Origin of the sequence: Faecalispora sporosphaeroides DSM 1294 (assembly GCA_000383295.1) — a bacterium.
Classification (GTDB): Bacteria; Bacillota; Clostridia; order Oscillospirales; family Acutalibacteraceae; genus Faecalispora; species Faecalispora sporosphaeroides.
On sequence record KB911073.1, the window covers coordinates 1 to 20,323 of the forward strand.

32 protein-coding genes and 1 pseudogene are annotated in these 20,323 nt (G+C 47.7%); 26 read left to right on the forward strand and 7 right to left on the reverse strand.

Annotated elements, in window-relative coordinates; genetic code table 11:
- Window positions 1–158 precede the first annotated feature (158 nt).
- Together G340_RS0112845 and G340_RS0112850 are read right to left on the reverse strand one after the other, a co-directional pair.
- Window positions 159–680 carry a hypothetical protein gene (locus G340_RS0112845; protein WP_020074056.1) on the reverse strand — a complete coding sequence of 174 codons (522 nt, stop codon included), beginning with the start codon at window positions 678–680 and terminating at the stop codon, window positions 159–161.
- 105 nt (window positions 681–785) lie between these two features.
- Window positions 786–1,739 carry a DUF6076 domain-containing protein gene (locus G340_RS0112850; RefSeq protein ID WP_020074057.1) on the reverse strand — a complete coding sequence of 318 codons (954 nt, stop codon included), beginning with the start codon at window positions 1,737–1,739 and terminating at the stop codon, window positions 786–788.
- A 742-nt stretch (window positions 1,740–2,481) separates the two neighbouring features.
- Here G340_RS0112850 and G340_RS18595 point away from each other — a divergent pair.
- Window positions 2,482–2,658 (forward strand): annotated as a pseudogene (locus tag G340_RS18595) (DUF4368 domain-containing protein); the annotation flags it as partial.
- Window positions 2,659–3,006: 348 nt separating this feature from the next.
- On the opposite strand, the gene G340_RS0112860 reads toward G340_RS18595, so the two are convergent.
- The 3 genes from G340_RS0112860 to G340_RS16790 all read right to left on the reverse strand — a co-directional run bounded on the left by G340_RS0112860 (window position 3,007) and on the right by G340_RS16790 (window position 5,500).
- Entirely contained in the window at window positions 3,007–4,218 is a 1,212-nt protein-coding gene (locus G340_RS0112860; RefSeq protein ID WP_020074059.1) for a tyrosine-type recombinase/integrase, read from the reverse strand.
- Window positions 4,219–4,339: 121 nt separating this feature from the next.
- Window positions 4,340–4,972, reverse strand: coding sequence for an ImmA/IrrE family metallo-endopeptidase (locus tag G340_RS0112865; RefSeq protein ID WP_020074060.1), 633 nt, complete (start codon window positions 4,970–4,972; stop codon window positions 4,340–4,342).
- Window positions 4,973–5,500 carry a helix-turn-helix domain-containing protein gene (locus G340_RS16790; RefSeq protein WP_326522405.1) on the reverse strand — a complete coding sequence of 176 codons (528 nt, stop codon included), beginning with the start codon at window positions 5,498–5,500 and terminating at the stop codon, window positions 4,973–4,975.
- Window positions 5,501–5,632: 132 nt separating this feature from the next.
- On the opposite strand from G340_RS16790, the gene G340_RS18020 reads away from it, so the two are divergent.
- A complete protein-coding gene (locus tag G340_RS18020) occupies window positions 5,633–5,770 on the forward strand; it encodes a hypothetical protein (RefSeq protein WP_020074062.1) in 138 nt (45 codons plus the stop codon).
- Window positions 5,771–5,826: 56 nt separating this feature from the next.
- Here the strand turns inward: G340_RS18020 and G340_RS17275 are convergent, their stop codons facing one another.
- Entirely contained in the window at window positions 5,827–6,813 is a 987-nt protein-coding gene (locus G340_RS17275; protein ID WP_020074063.1) for a 3'-5' exonuclease, read from the reverse strand.
- A gap of 103 nt (window positions 6,814–6,916) precedes the next feature.
- Here G340_RS17275 and G340_RS18025 point away from each other — a divergent pair, with 103 nt between their 5' ends.
- The 24 genes from G340_RS18025 to G340_RS0113000 all read left to right on the forward strand — a co-directional run bounded on the left by G340_RS18025 (window position 6,917) and on the right by G340_RS0113000 (window position 19,499).
- The gene (locus tag G340_RS18025; protein ID WP_020074064.1) at window positions 6,917–7,069 is read left to right on the forward strand and encodes a hypothetical protein; all 153 of its coding nucleotides are present in this window, start codon (window positions 6,917–6,919) and stop codon (window positions 7,067–7,069) included.
- Between the two features lie 39 nt (window positions 7,070–7,108).
- Entirely contained in the window at window positions 7,109–7,315 is a 207-nt protein-coding gene (locus G340_RS0112890) for a helix-turn-helix domain-containing protein (RefSeq protein ID WP_020074065.1), read from the forward strand.
- Between the two features lie 78 nt (window positions 7,316–7,393).
- Window positions 7,394–8,209: a hypothetical protein gene (locus tag G340_RS0112895; RefSeq protein ID WP_326522406.1), complete on the forward strand. Its 816-nt coding sequence runs from the start codon at window positions 7,394–7,396 to the stop codon at window positions 8,207–8,209.
- Window positions 8,202–8,402 (forward strand): hypothetical protein, encoded by a 201-nt coding sequence (locus tag G340_RS0112900; RefSeq protein WP_020074067.1) that lies wholly within the window; start codon window positions 8,202–8,204, stop codon window positions 8,400–8,402. The genes G340_RS0112895 and G340_RS0112900 overlap by 8 nt, the downstream gene beginning before the upstream one ends.
- A 26-nt stretch (window positions 8,403–8,428) precedes the next feature.
- The gene (locus tag G340_RS16800; RefSeq protein WP_020074068.1) at window positions 8,429–8,683 is read left to right on the forward strand and encodes an AbrB/MazE/SpoVT family DNA-binding domain-containing protein; all 255 of its coding nucleotides are present in this window, start codon (window positions 8,429–8,431) and stop codon (window positions 8,681–8,683) included.
- Window positions 8,680–8,856, forward strand: coding sequence for a hypothetical protein (locus tag G340_RS18030; protein WP_020074069.1), 177 nt, complete (start codon window positions 8,680–8,682; stop codon window positions 8,854–8,856). Before G340_RS16800 ends, G340_RS18030 begins: the two co-directional genes overlap by 4 nt.
- A gap of 155 nt (window positions 8,857–9,011) precedes the next feature.
- Entirely contained in the window at window positions 9,012–9,299 is a 288-nt protein-coding gene (locus tag G340_RS0112915; protein WP_154653212.1) for a hypothetical protein, read from the forward strand.
- 304 nt (window positions 9,300–9,603) lie between these two features.
- Window positions 9,604–10,242, forward strand: coding sequence for a rolling circle replication-associated protein (locus tag G340_RS0112920; RefSeq protein WP_154653213.1), 639 nt, complete (start codon window positions 9,604–9,606; stop codon window positions 10,240–10,242).
- Between the two features lie 18 nt (window positions 10,243–10,260).
- Window positions 10,261–10,914 (forward strand): DUF4373 domain-containing protein, encoded by a 654-nt coding sequence (locus G340_RS17280; protein ID WP_020074072.1) that lies wholly within the window; start codon window positions 10,261–10,263, stop codon window positions 10,912–10,914.
- A complete protein-coding gene (locus G340_RS16810; RefSeq protein WP_020074073.1) occupies window positions 10,911–11,546 on the forward strand; it encodes a Holliday junction resolvase RecU in 636 nt (211 codons plus the stop codon). Before G340_RS17280 ends, G340_RS16810 begins: the two co-directional genes overlap by 4 nt.
- Window positions 11,543–11,842 (forward strand): hypothetical protein, encoded by a 300-nt coding sequence (locus G340_RS0112935; RefSeq protein ID WP_020074074.1) that lies wholly within the window; start codon window positions 11,543–11,545, stop codon window positions 11,840–11,842. The genes G340_RS16810 and G340_RS0112935 overlap by 4 nt, the downstream gene beginning before the upstream one ends.
- 9 nt (window positions 11,843–11,851) lie before the next feature.
- Complete coding sequence (locus G340_RS16815) at window positions 11,852–14,374, forward strand: DNA methyltransferase (protein ID WP_020074075.1); 2,523 nt, start codon at window positions 11,852–11,854, stop codon at window positions 14,372–14,374.
- Window positions 14,374–14,574 carry a hypothetical protein gene (locus G340_RS0112945; protein ID WP_020074076.1) on the forward strand — a complete coding sequence of 67 codons (201 nt, stop codon included), beginning with the start codon at window positions 14,374–14,376 and terminating at the stop codon, window positions 14,572–14,574. The genes G340_RS16815 and G340_RS0112945 overlap by 1 nt, the downstream gene beginning before the upstream one ends.
- Window positions 14,571–16,421 carry a DNA cytosine methyltransferase gene (locus G340_RS0112950; RefSeq protein ID WP_020074077.1) on the forward strand — a complete coding sequence of 617 codons (1,851 nt, stop codon included), beginning with the start codon at window positions 14,571–14,573 and terminating at the stop codon, window positions 16,419–16,421. Before G340_RS0112945 ends, G340_RS0112950 begins: the two co-directional genes overlap by 4 nt.
- 15 nt (window positions 16,422–16,436) lie before the next feature.
- On the forward strand, window positions 16,437–16,721 hold the full coding sequence (locus tag G340_RS0112955; RefSeq protein ID WP_020074078.1) for a hypothetical protein: 285 nt from the start codon (window positions 16,437–16,439) through the stop codon (window positions 16,719–16,721).
- On the forward strand, window positions 16,708–17,088 hold the full coding sequence (locus tag G340_RS0112960) for a hypothetical protein (RefSeq protein WP_020074079.1): 381 nt from the start codon (window positions 16,708–16,710) through the stop codon (window positions 17,086–17,088). The genes G340_RS0112955 and G340_RS0112960 overlap by 14 nt, the downstream gene beginning before the upstream one ends.
- A complete protein-coding gene (locus G340_RS0112965; RefSeq protein WP_020074080.1) occupies window positions 17,088–17,324 on the forward strand; it encodes a hypothetical protein in 237 nt (78 codons plus the stop codon). Before G340_RS0112960 ends, G340_RS0112965 begins: the two co-directional genes overlap by 1 nt.
- Window positions 17,317–17,595 carry a hypothetical protein gene (locus G340_RS0112970; protein WP_020074081.1) on the forward strand — a complete coding sequence of 93 codons (279 nt, stop codon included), beginning with the start codon at window positions 17,317–17,319 and terminating at the stop codon, window positions 17,593–17,595. Before G340_RS0112965 ends, G340_RS0112970 begins: the two co-directional genes overlap by 8 nt.
- A gap of 41 nt (window positions 17,596–17,636) precedes the next feature.
- Entirely contained in the window at window positions 17,637–17,909 is a 273-nt protein-coding gene (locus G340_RS0112975) for a hypothetical protein (RefSeq protein ID WP_020074082.1), read from the forward strand.
- The gene (locus tag G340_RS0112980) at window positions 17,909–18,181 is read left to right on the forward strand and encodes a hypothetical protein (protein ID WP_020074083.1); all 273 of its coding nucleotides are present in this window, start codon (window positions 17,909–17,911) and stop codon (window positions 18,179–18,181) included. Before G340_RS0112975 ends, G340_RS0112980 begins: the two co-directional genes overlap by 1 nt.
- Entirely contained in the window at window positions 18,181–18,477 is a 297-nt protein-coding gene (locus G340_RS16820; RefSeq protein WP_020074084.1) for a hypothetical protein, read from the forward strand. Before G340_RS0112980 ends, G340_RS16820 begins: the two co-directional genes overlap by 1 nt.
- Before the next feature lie 12 nt (window positions 18,478–18,489).
- Window positions 18,490–18,870 (forward strand): DUF1937 family protein, encoded by a 381-nt coding sequence (locus tag G340_RS0112990; protein WP_020074085.1) that lies wholly within the window; start codon window positions 18,490–18,492, stop codon window positions 18,868–18,870.
- Complete coding sequence (locus G340_RS0112995) at window positions 18,857–19,075, forward strand: hypothetical protein (protein ID WP_020074086.1); 219 nt, start codon at window positions 18,857–18,859, stop codon at window positions 19,073–19,075. The genes G340_RS0112990 and G340_RS0112995 overlap by 14 nt, the downstream gene beginning before the upstream one ends.
- A complete protein-coding gene (locus G340_RS0113000) occupies window positions 19,062–19,499 on the forward strand; it encodes a hypothetical protein (protein WP_020074087.1) in 438 nt (145 codons plus the stop codon). The genes G340_RS0112995 and G340_RS0113000 overlap by 14 nt, the downstream gene beginning before the upstream one ends.
- Window positions 19,500–19,914: 415 nt before the next feature.
- Here G340_RS0113000 and G340_RS0113005 read toward each other — a convergent pair whose 3' ends face one another.
- Window positions 19,915–20,310: a type II toxin-antitoxin system HicB family antitoxin gene (locus tag G340_RS0113005; RefSeq protein ID WP_020074088.1), complete on the reverse strand. Its 396-nt coding sequence runs from the start codon at window positions 20,308–20,310 to the stop codon at window positions 19,915–19,917.
- Between the last annotated feature and the right edge of the window lie 13 nt (window positions 20,311–20,323).

Below are 20,323 nucleotides of genomic sequence, written 5' to 3' on the forward strand. Positions count from 1 at the left end.
GTGGGCGCATATTGTGGCCGCCTTTTTGTTATACTCTTTTTTCTACACTGAATTTTCTTGAATTTGGGGCTTGACTTTTGTTAGCAGGACTCCTTATAAAAAATAGTATCCTAAATAAAGCTAGTACAGCCTGTATCCATAATAAAGGACAGTGCGAATTATCTTAACTCAAAATGATTCCATCCAGCTCTTGCTCGGATTATAACAGCATTGTCGTATGCTCGCTTTGCTCCTTGGCTGTACCTGTGATTAGGATAATATTGACTTAATCCGTTTGGTGATGTTACAAAGGCTCCCTTTAATAAGGGTTTCTTAAACTGATTAATTATTTTAATCCATAATTTATCAATTACATCATCACTTATTACCCCCATTGCTGAATCAAATAGTTCTGTACCATTATCTTCGCCAATAGTAATAAATAAGTTTCGACGAGACTCTGATATAAACTGGTTATATTGCTCGCTTGCACCAATTTCTATATTCTGCCTACTTAATATAATAAATTTATACCTCTCCATCTCGCTATGATGAATATAAATGTGTTTTAATATATCCTCTCGGCAATAAGGAAATAAGTTTACTCCATATACTTTTATAGCATTTTCCTCAATTACACTTTGAAGAAACTGAGTGATTTCACAATATCTTGCATGAAATTGAAAATTTATTTTTTTCATAAATACCTCTAATGCATATATTTGTACAAGATTATATTCTGCGTCCTTATGGTAAAAGAAAAAGCTCAAATTCAATATACCATATTTTGAAGTATGCAGTGAGCGTTATGAATTCTTAAGCCAGTCCTGAAATACCTGAAAGGAAATCTCCCCAGCATCACACTTGGCTTTTTCTTCTCTGGCCTTTTCACTCCACGCGTAGAAAGCATCCTGCTCAATCTTCCCAGCCTTAATCCAGCCAAAGCGCTTTTTGTACTCCCGGCGGTAGACCTTGAATATATCATCATTCTTGCGCTTTTCCGTCCAAGCCTTGATTGACCCTACATCCCTACAGGTGCGCCCCTTCTCGTCAATGGTACGGTTGCAGTATTCCGCATCCGAACGCCCGGAGAGGGCAAAATACTTCCTGCAGTTTTTGCAGATGCGCACAGGCTGTTCCCGCTTCACAAATTCTCGCACAAAGTAGTCAATCATGTCATAGATATTTTTCGGATACAGCACCTCGGTAAAGGTTTTGCGGTCAATAACCTCAAAGCTCATGGGCTGAGGCTGAAACTGAAAGGTGTTCAGCTGGTCACTTCCACGATAGTTATAATACCGCACCATCTTTTTCTGCACCGGCTCCTTGGGGCTGGTATCCAAATCCAGCACATGGGCAAAGAGTGTTTTAATCTGCTCCTGCATCGTGTGGATATTTGATGGAATGTGTGTCAACTCCTTGCGGGGCAGCAGATCAAGCACATTCTCATAATTATGCCGTTTTGCCTGTTCCAGCCTGTCCCGCCATTCCAGACGAAGCAGTTCAAAGTAAATGTGATGGGAGGCTATCGTGTCCAATGCAGTAAGTACCTCATCCACATACCGCTGTTCCTTAGAGGAATACAGCTCCATAATAGCTTTGCCCATCCCGTCAAACAACTCGCCATATGCCCAAACGTCCAAATAAAGCAGCTCCATCAGACTTGTCCCGAAGGGCAGGTCTTTTTTCTTTTTCTGTTCATTTCCATATTCAAAATGCTCGTTGCCATCTGCAACCCAAACCTTGTATGTGTAGCGCATCCTTTGTCACCCCATTCAACGACTTAATATTAAAATTATTATACATTAGTCTCGATAGGATTGCAAGGCTTTGTTACTATATAATTAAAAACTAAATATTATATATTTTATAGTTTAGTCGTTGCGAAGGGAGATGATGTCCATGACTTTCAAATAGCAAAAAACCGCCACTCCACGGCAATGGAATGACGGCTCGTGAAACCGTAGCGGTTTCAAAAATTGGTTGCTCCTATTGTAACCCAAGAGGGGCGGAAAAGCAAGGGAGCGTTTGCGGGGCTGGGGGTACGCTCACTACCCTTTAGGGTAGGCCAGCATATTGTTTGTATTGACAGCTGGTCGGGGGCGCTGCCCCCAAGCCCCCGAGTGGCGCACGCTGCTTCTACGGAAGCAACAAAGCTCGCTTCGCTCACGGTGCGCCTCATAAGGGGGACCAGTCCCCCTTATGGTATCCCCCTACTCTCCGAGGGGACAGGAACGAAAAGAAATTCAGGAGGTATGCTATGAAAAAAGACAAAATGTTTGCCATGCGCATGAGCACAGCGGACTATGACCGCATTCAGAATAAAGCGCAGCTGTCTGGAATGACCATGCTCAGTCTGTTGAAAATCTTGTAAATCCCTATGACCCGGATGCCGAGCGCCAGAAATACGAACAGGAGCGTATGCTAAAACGAACAGCATATCCTAACTGTCAGAATGGAACAGCTGGTGAAGGAAATTGAAAGCCACACAGAAAAGCCGTCAATGTAGAACGATTCCTCAAAATTGTAGAGAAATACACTGACATCAAAGAGCTGACACCCGAAATCCTCCGTGAATTCATTGAGCGTATTGAAATCTATGAGCGCAGTGTTTATCGTGGCAAGGATGCCACACAGCAGATTGATATTTACTATAACTTTATCGCTCTGATGCCGTAACAATGGAAAAGGCACAGGATACGAAATATCCTGTGCAAATCCTAAAGAAGTAGGAACTTACCTATGCCGCCCCATCTAAAGCGGCTGCTTTTTACTTGGAGCGGATGATGGGAATCGGGTGTAGCGGTCGAAACACGCGTTCCGCGGCAAAGGCGTTTTTTCGCTTGCTATTAAAAAGTTTGCTTCCCTTTTGCGGCTTTTTCCCGGGTTTGATTCCCCAGCATATGAAAAAACCAGCCAAAGCGGCTGGTTTTACTTGGAGCGGATGATGGGAATCGAACCCACACGGTCAGCTTGGGAAGCTACAACAAAAACTGCCGTGAGCCTTAGAGCCATGCGGGTTTCAAATTACGCTTGACTTGCATCTGACTTGCATGAGTCTAAATAATTGTCCAGTTTAGCCATTGACTTGCGCTTATAAACTTTGTCAAGGTGCGTATAGATTGCAAGGGTCGTTTTAATATCTGCATGGCCAAGCTGGTCTTTTGCTGTCAGTACGTCCACGCCGGCGAGATACAGCAACGTTGCGAACGTATGCCGCAGCCAGTGGGCGGTGATTGGCGGAATCGTCATGTCAAATTTGCGCCTGCCGGGTTTCTTCATTTTTTCTTTGTCCGCAAAAGTCCTTTGTCCGTATTTATTATTAAGTGCAGTCATGTAGCTTTTCCATAGGGAGCGCCAGCCGTTGTCGCTCATAAGCTTTCCACGTACATTCGCAAATACAAGTTTGTTGATTGCTGCCGTCCCCGGAGGAAAGTCTTTTGCCTTCTCTTCGGACAGATAGTCTGTAAGCCGCTGGGGAATATCAATTGTACGCATACCAGCTTCTGTTTTCGTCATATTCTTGACTTCGAAGTGGCCGTTCTTTACTCTTTCAACACTCTTGTTTATCCTGATTGTCTTTGCGATTAAATCAATGTCTGACCAAGTAAGCGCCAACAGTTCCCCACGGCGCAAGCCGGAATACATCATTATCACAGCTGCACGCCTTGCCCGGTGAGGGGTATTTATAATCCATTGTTGCTCTTCATCGGTCAGCGCTCTGCGGTGTTCCTGCGGAGCGTCGGATGGGATTTCTACTGCAACCAATGGGTTGTAATCAATCACTCTATTGTTAATTGCGAGCTGCATGATCTGGCTTGCGGTAGAACGCACAAATTTTAATGTTCGTTTGGCTGTTGTCCTGCCGGTAAAAGGATTCTCTTCTGCCAGGGAAAAAAGATAATCCTGAAAATCCTGCGCCCGCAGCTTAGAAATCTGTACATCCCCGCATACTTCTTTCAGACGCTTTATGCAGCCCTCGTAATTTACATATTGGCCGTGCGACACTCCTTTTTTTGTGAGCAAAAACCGATCGGCCCATTTTCCAAAAGTATCGCGGTCGGCGGTAACGTCGATCCCTTTCTTCATGGACAACTTTATTTGCAGGGCTTTTTCATCGGCTTCTTTTTGTGTGCTGCCGTAGACGGTTTTGTATTTCCGTTTGCCGTCTATCTGGCCAAGATAAACCTGCACGGCAATGCGCCCATCGTCGCGCTTTGCATTTGTTTTTTTAGGCATAATTATGGCCCTCCTGTTGATTTTGGAGGGCTGAAACGGTATAATAAATATGCGTCAAAGTTACCGTCAGCCCTTGGTTGATGGTGAGCCGTTCCGGGTGCAACCGGGGCGGCTTTTTTATTTATGCCGGGAATTCAATAGCAGCTTCCTCGTACTGCTTTTTGATTAAAAAACGCATAATAAAAATTCGAAACTGGTTTTCAACAGCAATTTCGAGCGGGTGGGTTCGCCACCTGTCGCGTAGCTCCAACTCTTTAATATATTGACTGCGATAGACGGCCGCCTCATGCGAGATCCCGCAGAGGTGCATGATCTCATAAGGCTCAGTTACATTGCAATCATGCAATACAATAGAGGGGCAAAGCACCCTCCGGGCGAATCCCTGTGCCTCCACCTCAAACATAGATCGTTGTTCGGAGCGGACACGGGTCAGGCTCGGAACCTCGCTGGAGATATGGCCAAGCACAATATGCGCGATTTCGTGCATCAGGGTCCACCGGATCACCGGCGCCGGGAACTCGGTGTTATAGCAAATAACAAAGGTATTTTCCTTTTGACTCCAAAACACAAAAGCTTCCGGGCTGAATCGGTCAATCACATTTGCAATCGTCCGGCCGATCCGTTCGGCAAACTGTGCATAAGTGTAGAGCTTCCAGCCGTTTTGATTTATCAGTTGGTGAGAGTTGGCCGGCAGAGTTTTAATGCCTTGATCTAAAATAAATTGCCATGCGGCATCCCGCAGATAGTTTTGCATTTAGTTTTCGTCCTTGTCCTCGTCGTCGGACGCGTCATATAAGGCTGCCGCCTCCGCTATACCAGATATATTGCCGTCCCGTGCTGCCGCCGGGGCGGCATTTTCTTTTATATAGTCGGAGCGGAATTCTTCGTAGTTTTTATCATCCAGCGCTTTATCTACCAAGCCATGGACGAATTTTTTCAGAACTTGGCGTTCCATATCATTCATCTGCAAAACGCTTTCAATTACCAGGCGCTGAATACCATCGAGATTATATTCTCGGGTAAGTTCGGCTAAAACAGAATCATCTGATTCTTTAAACATTTCTCCGATGCCGTTCCGGAGCCAATCAGGGCTTATGTGAAAAGAATCGCAAATATCGGAAATAACACGGTCTGTAACGCCAATACGTCCCGTTTCAATACTCCCAAGATTGGAGCGGCTGATTTTGATTTGAGAAGAGAAGTCTTCTTGAGTTAGATTAAGGATTTCTTTTCTTAAATATTTAATTCTTTCAAATATCTCCATTATATCACCTGCTTTCATTTACGAATATCATACCATTATCGTTTTTGTGTGTCAATCACAAAATAATTTTTAAAAATGATTGACAAGCACGAAATTAACGTTTAAAATGTGATTAAAGCACAAGGAAATCACAGAAAGGAGGGAGCGAGAATGCAGATCAATTTCAAATTGCAAGGGAAAACGATGGATGAAGTAAAAAATGCGATTAAAGAGATTTCTGAAATTCGCAGGGAATTGAAAAAAGAACACCCCGATGTTGTAGTGAACATCGAGGTGAACATTAGCTGATTTGCTGTAAGTGAAGTTAAGGTGAGAAAAAAGCCAAGCAGTAAAGGGCATAGGAACTAATATGGAATAGTTATCCGGACGCTAACTGCCATTTTTCCAGAATCGTCTTTTTCTAAAGATAAGATTTCAGCGGAAGAATCCGGATGATCTTGTAGTAGAGGGCTGATACCAGCGTTAAAGCAACCTATTTTTTTGTTACCGACTAAAGCAATGCATTTTCCCATCTGCTGGTCAAAGTGATAAAGGACAGTATCTCCAACGCTGCACCCCGCTATATTTGCTTGAATTTCTTTGCTTCTAGTATTTACAAGATGGAACGTAAAGGACGTTTCTTTCGGTTGGTTTTGTGAAATCGTAGGGGACTGAATGTTTATTGGTGGAGCATCATTGATACCCAAATCAAAGTTCTGTTGAAGGTAATCAAATACCTTTGCGGTTACTATTGCATCTGCCATAGCCCGATGCTCCGATTTTTCCCTGATTTTTAAGTTGTTAGCGACTGTCGATAATTTGTAGTTTTGATAATTGGGGAAAATCCTACGGCAGAGTTTTAATGTATCAATGTAAGCAATGTCTAAAGTTTTTGCCATGTATCGAAGTGCGCTGCTCTCAATAAAATCCGTATCAAATTTGGCGTTATGTCCTACTAGATAATTTTCTCCTAAGAAATTCAGAAAATCCGGAAGAACATTTTCCACGTAGGGTGCATTTTCCAATATTTTATCAGTAATGCCAGTTAGATCAATGATTTTTGACGGCAATGATGTTCTTGGATTTACCAAACTGTGAAAACGCTCTACTTCGAGTCCATCAACAAACTTTATTCCAGCTATTTCAATAATATCATCGAAGTTAGGATTTAAGCCAGTGGTTTCAACGTCGACCACAACATAATCCGGTATGGTAGGTGGCTTGGAGGATGGCAACGGGTTAGATTTCGGTGGTACTTCATTGGCGGGCAGATTTCGATTTTGGAGTTTGTCCATCAAAGCAAATCCAGCAAACAAGGCAAGCAGAGCAAATATAAATATAAAATATTGCACACGATCATCCCTTTTTCTCCATAATATACCAATATTTTACAGCACCGGGGAGGGAAAGGCAAGTAAAAAGCCCCACAGGAGCGGAGCGGAAAGGAGAATTACCATGGACGAAATGAAAAAAGTCAAGACCGACGCAGTTGAGATCATTGAGACCTTGAAAAAACTGCCTGCAGAAGATTGGGAGCGCACTCTGTGCTTTATCAAAGGCATTGAAGCCATGCGGGCACTGAGTGCCGCCACACATAAAACCGCATAAAAAAGCCCCGTCACCGCAGGGCAGAAAGGAGGTCGTACCATGCGAACCCGAACGTTTACCAATTGGAATCAGGTTCCTATCGTGATGGATTTGCAAACTGCCTGCATCATCCTTAATAAATCATACGATCGGCTTCAAAAAGATGCCAAGCAGGGGAAGTTCCCCGCTTTTAAAAACGGGGCGCGTAAATGGGCTGTGAATAAAGACGATCTGCTGGGATACATCGAGCGGCAGAAAGTTTCGTAATGCCGGCCGCCTGCACCCGGTGCGGGCGGCACTGGGCGGTAAAATTTAGGACAAGCCCCGTTCGGGGCGGGAAGGAGAGTGAAAACGATCATGTTTGACGGAGATCCATTTGACAATGGCACACCAAAGTATCACTCGGCGGCGGACATTTACGATGCTCTACGCCAGATGGAAAGCGGAGAAGAAATAGGCATCCTGTCTGATATGTTTTCGGATGTCAGCTGGGAGGGGCAGGATTACTACTACACCGACAATGGCAGCAAACTCGTTGAGCGGTGGGAGAAGATAACCGATTACGGCGATACGATGTGGCTAATGGACGTGGCAGTTTGGCAGCTCTCTGACGAGGACGCAAACGAGTGGATGTATCAAATCCTGTGCAATGACGACCTCGCAAAGCGGATTGGGTTCAAAAAGCTGTTTGTCGAAAATGTCCTTGGTGGCATGACCAGCCAATATAAGGCCGCTGCGGAAGCGTTCGAGGCAGAGCTGCAGGAATTTGATCGAAATGATTTTTTTGACAATTCAAGGGCGCTTGCCAATGTTTTCCCGGATGTAGCGTGGGATGTTGTCAGGTACCGATATAGTGGACTCTGCTCGGCGGTTTACGGCAAGCTGAAAGGCTTGCGTCTGGACGCAGAAAAGCAGCTTGTGGCCGAAAGCCGCGCCATGCTGACCGGATACGATGATTTTATGTTTGGCCTGCGGGCAAATCAGGCGCTGTATCAGGAGCAGGAACGGATGTATCAAAACAAGGTGGCCAGATTGCAGGCAGATTACGATGCTGCAAAACGGTTTTTGCTATCGACGGCGCAGGAACAGGGCGTTGTGCTAAAACTACTGGATACGCCATTACAGCTCGCAGCGTCAAAGGAGGAACCTGACAATGAATAACCTCTACACCAGTCTGCTCAAAGAAATTGAGATGGCCAAAACATCCGTCTTACCCGAGCGCCCGCTGCACAAGGTACACGGCAAAATCTGTATGGCGCGGCAATTGGGAGCGATAACCAAGGACGAATACTTAGACCTTGAACACAGGTGTGTTGCCGAGGGCATTAATAACCCCGCATATTTTGACAGGTAGCGGTTACCTGAGATAGGAGTTAACCTATGAAATCCACTGGAATGATACGGCCTGTTGACAAATTTGGTCGCATCGTAATACCGAAAGAACTTTGCAAAACCATGGGCGTCGAGTACGGAACCCCGCTTGAAATCTTTGTGGATGGTGGAAAGATCGTCCTGCAGAAGTACCAGCCGGATACATGGAGTGTGGGCGAGTTGAAAGAGGCTCTTACAGCTGCGGCCGCGGATGCCGGTAAAAATCCGCTTGATTATCTTCATGCAGGGAGGGGAAAGGCATGAACCAAGAAGCGATTATTTTAGCTTTGGCCGCAGCGTTCGCGGCATTGGCGCTTGTCCTTCTGGCGCTGTACATCCGCCAGCGTTGTTTTGAGAGCCAGACAAAAGAGGCGTTTCAAAAGATGCAAGAATTAATCAATAAGGGAGCGGCGGCACGTGAATCGAAAAGAGTGTAGCGGTTGTATGTATCAGGGCAAAACCGGATCCGATACCAGCTGCGATTTTATCTATTTGACTGAGATCCCGCGCGGCTGCCCACCCGGGAAGGGCTGCACCCGCAAGGTGATCGGGAAAACGCCGAAGAAAAGGAATGATATTCGTGTCAGAGACTATGCAGGCGGCGGAATTGCCGAAAGAGATCGCCGAGCTTGCGGCGAAAGTATTTGAGACTACGGACAAGCCCGACCGGGCAACGACCTGTATTTATTACATGGTCAATGTTCAGCACCCGGTGATTGCAATGCTTAAGCACCGATTTTGCCAAAGGTACGGCATAGACCCGCACCACCCTATGTCAGACATACAGCGTACAGCGTTTGAGTTGATGCTGTTTCGCGGCGATGTACTTAAAATGATCGAGGACGATTTTAAAACGAGGTCGGAATCTGATGCACCTTGAAAACAGGATAAAAAAAGGATGATGGAAGCGCCGGAAACGCTGCCATCATCCTGCCCTGCACGGACAAAAATTCTTTAATTTATTTTATCATGTGGGGCTAAAAAAGTCAAGCGCAATGCGGCCGTGTGGGCCGCGATCAGGCTTGATAAAAGTATTAGATTTACGACCAGATGGAGGAAATATGCCTTATCTGATCGAACGGGTAAAGACCGGCCGGGTGATCGAGATCAGAAAGAAGTATTCAGCCCGGTACCACATCAAAGGAATCCCCCGGGCGGAGAATCGGAAGCCGACCCCGGAAGAAATGGAAAAGATCAATGAGGATAACGCAGCGCGAAAACTCCGATGGATCATAAATGCAAATTTTAAGGGGGGAGATTTCCACATGATTCCGGGATTCAGTGGAAACTTCAATCCGGGGCCGGAGGAAGCAAGAAGATTATTCCGAAATTTTATTCGCTGTGTGCAAAACGCATATCGAAAAAAAGGGAAAGAATTCAAGTACGTGTTTGCCGTGGAGCGCGGCAGCCGGGGGCAAAAGAAAATCCATTTTCATGTGGTCTGCAATTACATTGACCCGCGAATATTATCCGACTTATGGCCATGGGGACGCATCAAGTTTTTTCCGCTGGATAATTCAGGCCAATATGTGGAGCTGGCGTCCTATATCATCAAGCGCACCAGCAAAACATTCCGAAGGGGGGAAATGTCTTATAAAAAAAGATACTCTCCTTCGCGGAATCTTATCATTCCGGAACCGGAAAACGAAGTAGTTCCCCGCAGCAAGTGGCTAAAAGAACCACGTGCCGCATGGGGCTACTACATAGAGAAGGATAAAACGGTAAACGGGATCAGCAAAGTGACCGGATACCCGTACCAGTTTTATAGCATGGTGAAGCTATCCGATCGGCCGCCGCGCAAGGCGCAGAAGAAAAAAGAATAGACCTGGGAGGGACGCAAAATGGGAAATGACCCGAGAATCATGTTGCTGATTGACCAGTTGGGGCCGGAGGGCTACGGAATCCTCCTCATGCTGGATGATACGGCACAGCAGCACCCGGAAAGTTGCAGGTTGGAGTTGATTCCGGCGCTGGCCAGAGAATACAACACGACTGCAGCTAAAATTGAAACGGTAATCAGGCAGTACGGATTTTTTGATATTGCAGGTGACGGTCGCTTTTCGCTCCGGTCGGACATGCCATGGAGGCGGAAAAAGCGGAGCAAACCGAAATTACCTGCAGGCGGAGCGGTTTCTGTCCTCGCGGAATATACGGGACCACCTTTTATCTACCTGACGCTCAACGATAAATCGGAGTATCCGGTTTACCCGGAGCAGGTGCGGGAGTGGGCGGCGCTGTATCCGGCCGTAAATGTCGAGCAGGAGCTGCGCAACATGAAAGGCTGGTGTACCGCAAATCCATCAAAGCGCAAGACCGGCAGCGGAATCCTGAGATTTATTACCTCATGGCTGGCCAAGGAGCAAAACAAAGGCGGCAGCCGGGGACCTGCAAACAAGGTTGTTTCCGGATCCTCCGCAGCTCCCACATATGATTTGGAAGCCTATGAACATATGAGCTTTGCGGCCTTGCCCGGGAGCGGAAAGGAAACGCTATGAATCAATCAAAATCGCCTATCAACCAGATTCGCGGGATGCGAAACAATGCGCAGGGTCATATATTTGAGGATGCTGTGAAAAAGGGTTGCCAGATTTACCAGCGGGACGGCCGCGCGGTGATTGACAAAACACCGGAACCGTTCCGGGTGATGAAAAAGAACCCAGACGGAATCTTTACCGGTCGCTTTACCGCCCTTGCACAGCCTGACTTTCAAGGGACCATTATCGGTGGGCGCTCTATCATTTTCGAGACAAAATATACCACGGCAGACCGAATCAAGCGAAGTGCCCTCACCACGCAGCAGATGGAAATACTTGAAAGTCATGAGCAAATGGACGCTCTGGCACTTGTGGTATTTGGGATTGAAGGAAGATTTTATACCATACCATGGGATATGTGGAAAAACATGAAATTGTTTTTTAAGCATCAGTACCTCACAAAAGAAGATGTAAATCCATGGCGTGTGAAATTTAACGGAGCGGTTTTATTTTTAGATTTTATGAATCACTCGAGTATGTCGTCGATAGATCAATTTTACCTAGAGGAGCGCCGCAAAAATGAAAGCCAAGAGTTCACTGCGGAAGAGTATCTGCGGCGTTTTGGAGAGTTTTTCGGGGAGGCGAAAAAGTGAAAGCCAGAATTCCCCCACAGCAGTTGATGCCGGGAGTAAGTAAAAAAGTAGTCCAGTCGTACATTGATGTGAAAGAAGATGAAATTCTGCGCCGGTGCATGAAACTTGCGTTTTTTGCACTAAATCGCCGCTTTGGATTTGGAGCAGCCCGCCTCGCTGCCGTATACGACGAGGTTAATACCCTGAGAGCGGATGCCAAAAAAGACCCGATTTTCTGGGAACACCTCGACCGGGTCATGAGCAATGAAATTGGGCTGGACATGCCAAAAGAAGATTATTCGAAGTTTGAAGAGTAGGTGAACAGCATGAGTTATTTGGATTTTTTACAATCCAAAATAGATATTGCCCCAGAGAGCGGGTTTTCCATCACGCCGGACGACGTGAACCCGATCCTGAAGCCACACCAGCGGGATGCGGTGATGTGGGCTGTCAAAGGCGGTCGCCGAGCCTTGTTTGAAGCGTTTGGCCTCGGGAAAACCATGCAGGAGTTGGAATATGCCCGTATTGTATCGGAGCGGACCGGCGGACAGTCTCTGATTACCCTGCCGCTGGGAGTCAAGCAGGAGTTTTACCGGGATGCGTTGGACAAGCTCAAAATCCCGGCACCGGAATATGTGCGCACCATGGACGAAATCAGGCACAGCAAGAATCGGATTCTGATTACCAACTATGAGCGCGTCCGGGATGGGGACATAGACCCCACCTATTTCATGGGCGCCGCCGGATTGGATGAAGCGTCGGTACTGCGCAGCTTCGGAAGCAAAACCTATCAGGTGTTTCTGGACAAGTTCAAAGGCGTTCCGTTCAAGCTCGTTGCCACGGCAACCCCGGCCCCGAACAAATACAAAGAACTGATTCACTACGCAGGATTTTTGGAAGTCATGGACACCGGGCAAGCCCTTACCCGCTTTTTCAAAAGGGACAGCACCAAGGCCAACAACCTGACGCTGTACCCCGGTAAAGAGGATGATTTCTGGTTGTGGGTGTCGAGCTGGGCGCTGTACATCAGCAAGCCGTCTGATTTAGGGTATGACGATACCGGCTATGATCTGCCGCCGCTCAAAGTCTTTTACCACGAGTTGAAAACCAAAAACAGTACAGAGGTTGATAAGGATGGCCAGGTAAGGCTGTTTCAGGATGCTGCCGTTTCTCTGGTTTCTGCACACCGGATCAAACGCGACAGCATAGCGGAGCGGGTAAAAGAGGCGGAGCGGATCGTCAAAAGGAGCCGGTTCGAGCATTTTATTCTGTGGCACGATCTGGAGGACGAGCGCCGGGAAATCAAAAAGGTACTGCCAGATGCCGTTGAGATATACGGTTCGCAGGATCTCGACACCCGGGAGCGGAACACCATTGACTTTTCCGAGGGTAAGTTCCGGCTACTTGCTACGAAGAAAGAGCTGTCAGGATCCGGGTGCAATTTCCAGCGGCATTGTCACCGGGCGATATTCGTCGGGATCGACTATGAGTTCAATGATTTCATTCAGGCGACTCACCGCATCTATCGCTTTTTGCAGGAAAAGCAGGTAATTATCGACATCATTTACATGGACAGCGAAGCGGAAGTTCTCGCGGCGCTGAAAAAGAAGTGGAAACAGTACGATGAAATGACCGCCAAAATGGCCGCTATCGTGAAGAAATACGGCCTGTCCGGTACGTCGATCATTGAAAAGCTGAAACGACACATAGGGGTGAAACGATTGGAAAAGCAGGGAGCGCATTACAGGGCAATTAATAACGATTGTATTTTAGAAATGGAGAACATGCCAGATAACAGCGTGGGCCTGATTCACACCAGCATTCCGTTTGGAAACCATTATGAATACACGGCCAGCTATAACGACTTCGGACACAATCCGGACACGGAGCGGTTTTTCGAGCAGATGGATTTTCTTTCGCCGCATCTGCTGCGCGTCCTGAAGCCGGGGAGAGTGTTCGCCTGCCATGTCAAAGATCGGGTGTTGTTCGGCAGCCAGACCGGGACCGGGATGCCGACTATCGAACCGTTCCACGCTTTGTGCATCGCCCACTATATGCGGCACGGGTTTCAGTATTTTGGCATGATCACGGTGGTTACAGATGTCGTGCGGGAGAATAACCAGACCTACCGGCTAGGCTATACAGAGCAGTGCAAGGATGGCAGCAAAATGGGCGTAGGCTGCCCGGAATACATTCTGCTATTCCGCAAGCTACCGACGAACCGGACAAAAGCCTATGCGGATGAACCGGTGCAAAAATCCAAGGAGGATTATTCGTTGGCAGAGTGGCAGCTCGACGCCCACGCATTCTGGCCGTCCTCCGGGGATCGTTTCCTGACCAGTCAGGAGATCAGCGCAATGCCGATCAGCCAGGTGCAGCGCACATTTAAAAAATTCGCGCAAAGCAATGTGTACGATTTTCACCGGCACGTCGAAATTACGAAAGAAATCGATGCGGCCGGACGGTTGTCCAAAACCTTTATGACCGCGCCTCCTGCCAGCAAATCCCCGGACGTGTGGGACGACATAAACCGTATGCGCACCCTCAATACCAGCCAAAGCCAGAAAAGGCTGCAGCTCCACGTTTGCCCTTTGCAGATTGATATCGTGGAGCGGATCATCAGACGGTACAGTAATCCCGGGGATGTGGTGCTGGATCCGTTCGGGGGACTTATGACGGTGCCTTACATGGCCGTAAAAATGGGCCGGTACGGTATCGGCATAGAATTAAATTCGGATTATTTCCGCGACGGTGTGAATTATCTGGAATCCATCGAAGCACAGATCAGCCAGCCTACTCTTTTTGATTTCATCCGGAGCGGCGCCGAGCAGGGACAGGAGGGGGCATGATGGGAAAAAATAAAAAACAAACCACTCCGCAGGAAGATTTGTTTTCATACATGATTGAAAATTTTGCGATTGATGGAGGAGCGCCGACGTGGTTAAAGACTCCCTTCGAATGCCCGGATATAGTGATCAACCATGATTCCACTCCAATTGTGATGCACGACGCAAGGAAAAAGCGGGTGCGACAGGAGGGCGAGGAATGAAAAAGAAAAGCACAAGGCCCGGTCCGCAGATGGACTTATTCAGAGAAATGATTGTTGACAATTTTGCCGGAGGCGGCGGGGCCAGTACGGGAATCGAACTGGCCACCGGCCGGCCGGTGGATATTGCGATCAATCATGATCCGGATGCCATTCTGATGCACAAAACAAATCACCCATACACTAAGCACTATCAGGCCAGCGTATGGGATATTGATCCGGTGCAGGTTTGCGGCGGCCAGAAAGTAGGGCTTGCGTGGTTTTCGCCTGACTGCAAGCATTTTTCTAAAGCCAAGGGCGGGAAGCCGCGGGATAAAAACATTCGGGGCCTTGCATGGATTGTTCTCCGTTGGGCCGGGAAGGTCCGGCCGCGGGTGATTATCCTCGAAAATGTGGAGGAATTCCAGACGTGGGGGCCGGTCCGTAAGGGCAAGCCGGTTAAGAAGCTGGCTGGAACCACGTTTGAGCGCTGGAAAGAGCAGCTTGCCGCGTTGGGATATGTGATCGAGCACCGGGAACTGAGGGCATGCGATTACGGAGCCCCTACCATCCGCAAACGGTTCTTTTTGGTTGCGCGGTGTGACGGCCGGCCGATTGTCTGGCCAGAGCCTACGCACGGGGATCCTGAGAGCGAGGCCGTAAATTCCGGAAAGCTTCAGCCGTGGCGCTCCGCCGCTGAAATTATTGATTGGAGCATTCCTTGCCCGTCAATTTTTGATACCAAGCAGGAAATCAAAAAGAAATACGGAGTGCAGGCAGTAAGGCCCCTTGCAGACAATACCATGCAGCGCGCCGCCCGCGGGCTGGACAAGTTTGTTTTAAAATCCGGAAAGCCTTTCTTGGTTCCTATCGGGTATGGGGAGCGGCCGGGACAGGCCCCAAGAGTGCAAGCGATCGATGAACCAGTCAGCACGATTGTTTCAAGCGCCAAGCAATACTTATGCAAACCCGTCATAGAGCCGTGGACCGTGACCAATACGACCAATGCGACCGGGCATCCAGTGTCGGAGCCGGTCGATACCGTCAGAACAGGCGGTGGCGGGGGTCAGATGCTGGTTACTCCGATCATGACGGCAATCGGGCAGACCGGATTTTCAGAGGATCGTTCCTATGGCGTAGATCAGCCCACGCGGCCGGCGGTATCAAAAGCGGAACAGTGCGTTGTGGCTCCATGCTTAATCCAGTATCACACAGAGCAGTCTGAAAAAGTGCGGGGGCAGGCTGTTGATGAACCGATCATGACGGTAGATGCCGCAAATCGATACGGAGCCGCGGCCGCCTATTTAACGGAGTATTACGGCGGAGCGGAACACGGCCAGCGAATGAACTTCCCGCTGCATACATCGACCAGCCACGACCGGCAGGGCCTTACCATTGCACACATTGCGAAGTTCAAAAGCAAAAATAAGGGGCAAAGCTGCAATGATCCCCTAAAGACGATTACCGCTGGCGGATTTGAGTTTGCAGTTATCCAGACCAAAATTACAACGACTTGTGATCTTGGCCGGTGGCCGCAGATTCGGGACATGCTCAATAAATACTGCGGGTATCACATCGGAGCAGATGAAATATTGCTGCTGGTAATAAACGGGGTAAGGTTTTTTATCAGTGACATAGGGTTGCGAATGCTCACGCCGCGCGAGCTGTACGCCGCCAACGGTTTTCCGCTGGATTACATTATTGATCATGACTATCTGGGCCATGTGTACGGTAAAACAAAGCAGGTAGCCCGCTGCGGAAATGCTGTTCCACCGCCGTTTGCTTATGCGCTTGTGGCCGTAAACCTGCCGGAGCTGTGCGTAAGGCATTGCCAGAGCATGGCAGAGCTCAACGATACGATAGCCGTTTAAGAAAGGGTGAAGCCAATGAATAAGGTAGATGTAAAAAATGCAATAGAGTATTTGGAAATGCAAAAGCGGCTATTTCCTAACAGCGCAAATGTTTTGAGTGGTAATTTCGATCTTGCGATTGCGGCCCTTGAAAAGCAGATGCCGAAAAAGGTTACAGCTGAATCTGGAAAATGGCCTGATGGTAGGAAACGCATAAGCCACTATTGCCCGTCTTGCCTAAATGAGTTGTATGCAAATCAGGAGTTTTGCGATGAATGCGGGCAGCGCTTAGATTGGAGTGAAAACGATGGATGTTATTGAAAAAGCAATCCAGACCATCCAAGAGCAGTATAAGGCCGGTATTGATTATTCCGGCGGAAAAGATAATGCGGCTATTTGTCTGCTTGGAGAGCAGGCGGAAGCGGTTATTAAGGCTTTGCATGAGTTTCGCATGAAAAACAAGCCGCTGACGCTCGATCAACTCCCGGAGTTGGTAGGTAACCCGGTATGGATAAGCGGGATAAATCAATACGGTATTCTTGGGCGTAAGGGTGTCGACGCTGATGATGACGGCAACCCAATATTCCGATATGTCGTCGGTTGCGCATTTGGGTGGGAATGGCTCGATGATGTATTACGCGGAGATCGCAAAATCTACGCCCGTAAACCAGAACAGGAGGAAAAGTGATGGATATTGATACATGGGTGGGCGGCTATAAAGTCCGTTCGTTCCCGTGGATAGACGGTAAACGGATATATTTCAATGTGCAGTATTATGCTCTAGGTCAATCAATCGAGAAACCGCCCGTATGGGACAAGACGGCATATGCCACTGACAATGAAGAAGGAAGAAGGCTTGTATATGAGTTAACTGATTCATTAGTTAATCACATTGCATGTATGGGGGTAAAACAGAATGGCTGAAACGATGGCTCCTCAACGGGTAAAAAGGATAATGCAATATACGCCAGAGCAATTCTGTAAAGTAAATAAGGAGCAGAACATTAGGCGTATGTATCTGCGGGAAATACAGGAACATATCGATGCTACAGATGAAACACTTACCGAAATATCTAAAAACCCACTACCAGAAGAATTAAGGCACTTTAAGAATGAATTATTGCATGAACGTGAAATATTAGCCCACTGGGTTGATGTTTTAAAGAAGGAGGTTGAACATGGTGACCGAAATTAAATTATTACCTTTTATCCCAAGCCGCTAAAGGAGGAAAAGTAATGGATATTCAGGAAGCAATCGAATATTTGGAGCCGCTAACGCATCACCCAACGCTGACCGGAAGTTATGCCGATGCGCTAAAATCTGCCGTAGTCGCGCTCCGGGAGCAGGCAGAGCGGGAAAATGGGTGCTCTCTTTGCAACGGGGAACGGCTCAAGAATGTTGCGATAGTAAACCATTGGGGAGAAGATCAAATCGCTCTTGTTTCCGGTAAGGTAGACGAAAATGAACAATTTGTGTTCTGCCCGAAGTGCGGGCGGAGGCTGAAATGATGGAGATTGACGCATGGATAGGCGGATATAAAGTCCGTTCGTTCCCTTGGATTGATGGAAAGACAATCTATTTTAACGTGCAATACTACCGGACCGGTCAATCTCTCTCTCAGCCTCCAGTATGGAGCAAAACAGTATATATTACAAATGACGTCGCGGGTCGTGATATGGTCGAAAATTTGGCGGCATCGCTTACGGAGCATGTTGCAAATATGGAGATACCGGTCGGGAGAAAAATAGTGTTAACCGCTGAAAGGAGTTTGAAAATTTGATGGACGCTAAATATCTCGCAGAGATCAAGGCGCGGGAGCAGGCGGCAACGCCGGGGCCGTGGGAATGTGAAACGCACCATACACGGTGGGGTGATGTGCACGAAGTGCTTGTTAATAAATGTAACCCCAGCACAGTATCCGATTGCTATTTTATCGCCCACGCCCGCACCGATATTTCCGCGCTGGTCGCAGAGGTGGAACGCCTGCAAAATGAAAACAAGCGCCTAAAAGAAGAATTGCGAGAATGGGAAAACATGACGCCGGAAGAGGCTGGCGAAATGTTGGCTGGAATGTAAGGAGGAAGAATTATGAAAGACCCGGCAGCGGTAATGTGCCATAATATCGCAAAGTACAACCGGGAGCGCCGAGATTTCGAAACAAAAGTAACATATCTCTCTGGCCCGATCACGGGGATCAATAATTATCAGGAGCGGTTTGCGCTTGCTGAGCTGGATTTGATATGCAAAGGACATAAAGTATTTAGCCCTGCATCGATGCCGTCCGGTTTACCTCACGAAACCTACATGCCGATTTGCTATGCCATGATCGATGCCTGCAATACCATATGCTTTTTGCCCGGGTGGAGGGACAGCCCAGGTGCGAAAATGGAATATGAGTATGCGGCAGCCAAAGGAATGACCATGATGTTTTTAGAGGGACAGGAGGAGAAAAACAATGAGCCTTTATGACGATGATGAAGATTTGATCTGCCCGTATTGCAAAGCAGTGCAGAATTGTCATGAACCAGATGAAATATCCTCAGACATGTGCCATACGGAGTGCGAGAGCTGCGGGAAATCCTTTTGGTACAGCGTGACCGTTCGCCGGGATTATTATCCGTATAAAGAAGATGAAGAGGATGCCAGCGAGGAGGATACCGATGAAATGGACTGAATGTGCGATTACAGACCTCAAAAAATATCGGGCCATGAGTGAAAGCCTTACCAATATCCCGGAAAAAATCAGAATACTTGAAATACGGTTTAAGTCCATAAAAAGTGGGTCCTCTGATTCAACTCCGGTTCAGGGCGGCGGCAGCCGTTCGGAGGATGCGATGCTGGATAATATCGTGGAGAGGGAGCGTCTTAAACTGGTGTACCATGCGGACCGGCGGCTTGTGAGGCTGATTGAGCGTGGCCTGTCAAAATTATCTGAAGAGGAGCGGCTTGTAATCGATCTGTTTTACATAGATCGGCCCCGTAACTATTTGGATGAGCTCACCAAAAGGCTTGGGTGCGAGCAGGCTCAAATATATCGTATCAAAAATACTGCGCTGTACAAGTTTACTGTGACTATGTACGGAATCACGGAATACTGATGATAAAAATCGGATAAGATTTTTCAGGAAAACTATGGTAAAGTATTAATTAAGGAATTAGGCGTAAGACAAAAACAAGTCCTCCTGATTTTTGCGGCGGTCACATGGCAGCGGCTGCCGCGAATATGCCACCGGGCGCAGCGAATGCTGGGGCCTGCCGGGTCAGGGCCGGGCGGTGGTACAAGCTGGTTCATCCAGCACAAAACCTCCATGATTTTATAAGGGCCACTCTAAGGCGGTTAAGATTCAAGGTAAAGGATGCATCGAAAGCCTCCGCCGAACAAAAGGGAACCTTTAAGCGTGGGCAGCCCGGCCACCTGTAACACGCAAGCTGAATATTCAAAGCGTATCGCTTCGGCGGTGCGCTTTTTATTATAAAAAGAAATCCCCGCCTGATTCAGACGGGGATTTGAGATTATCGATCAGAAACATGAAGCTTTTGTTTAAGCCCATCCTGCAAGACCTGGGAGAAATTAACACCAGAGTTTTCAGCGAGTTCATTTAACCAGCTTGGGATGGTAACGTTCTTGCGGATTGTCCGCATGTCGTTTGCTCGCCGGTACGCATCAAAGTCGATGTCAACCAGTGTTACAATTTCGTTTGCTTCGTGGGACACTTTGGACAGCTCAGAAGGTTCAGGGATAGTCCTTCCGAAATCCTGCTCCGTAATTCCCCAGAGACCGATTGCGTCGCGGGCCATTGAAATAGCGTCAGCGACGTCATTTCCTTCTGTGCTTATTCTAAGGTCAGGGACATATACGACAAATCCGAGTTCGGCAGGGGTGAGAACAACGGGATAAACTTTTTTCACAAAAAAACACCTC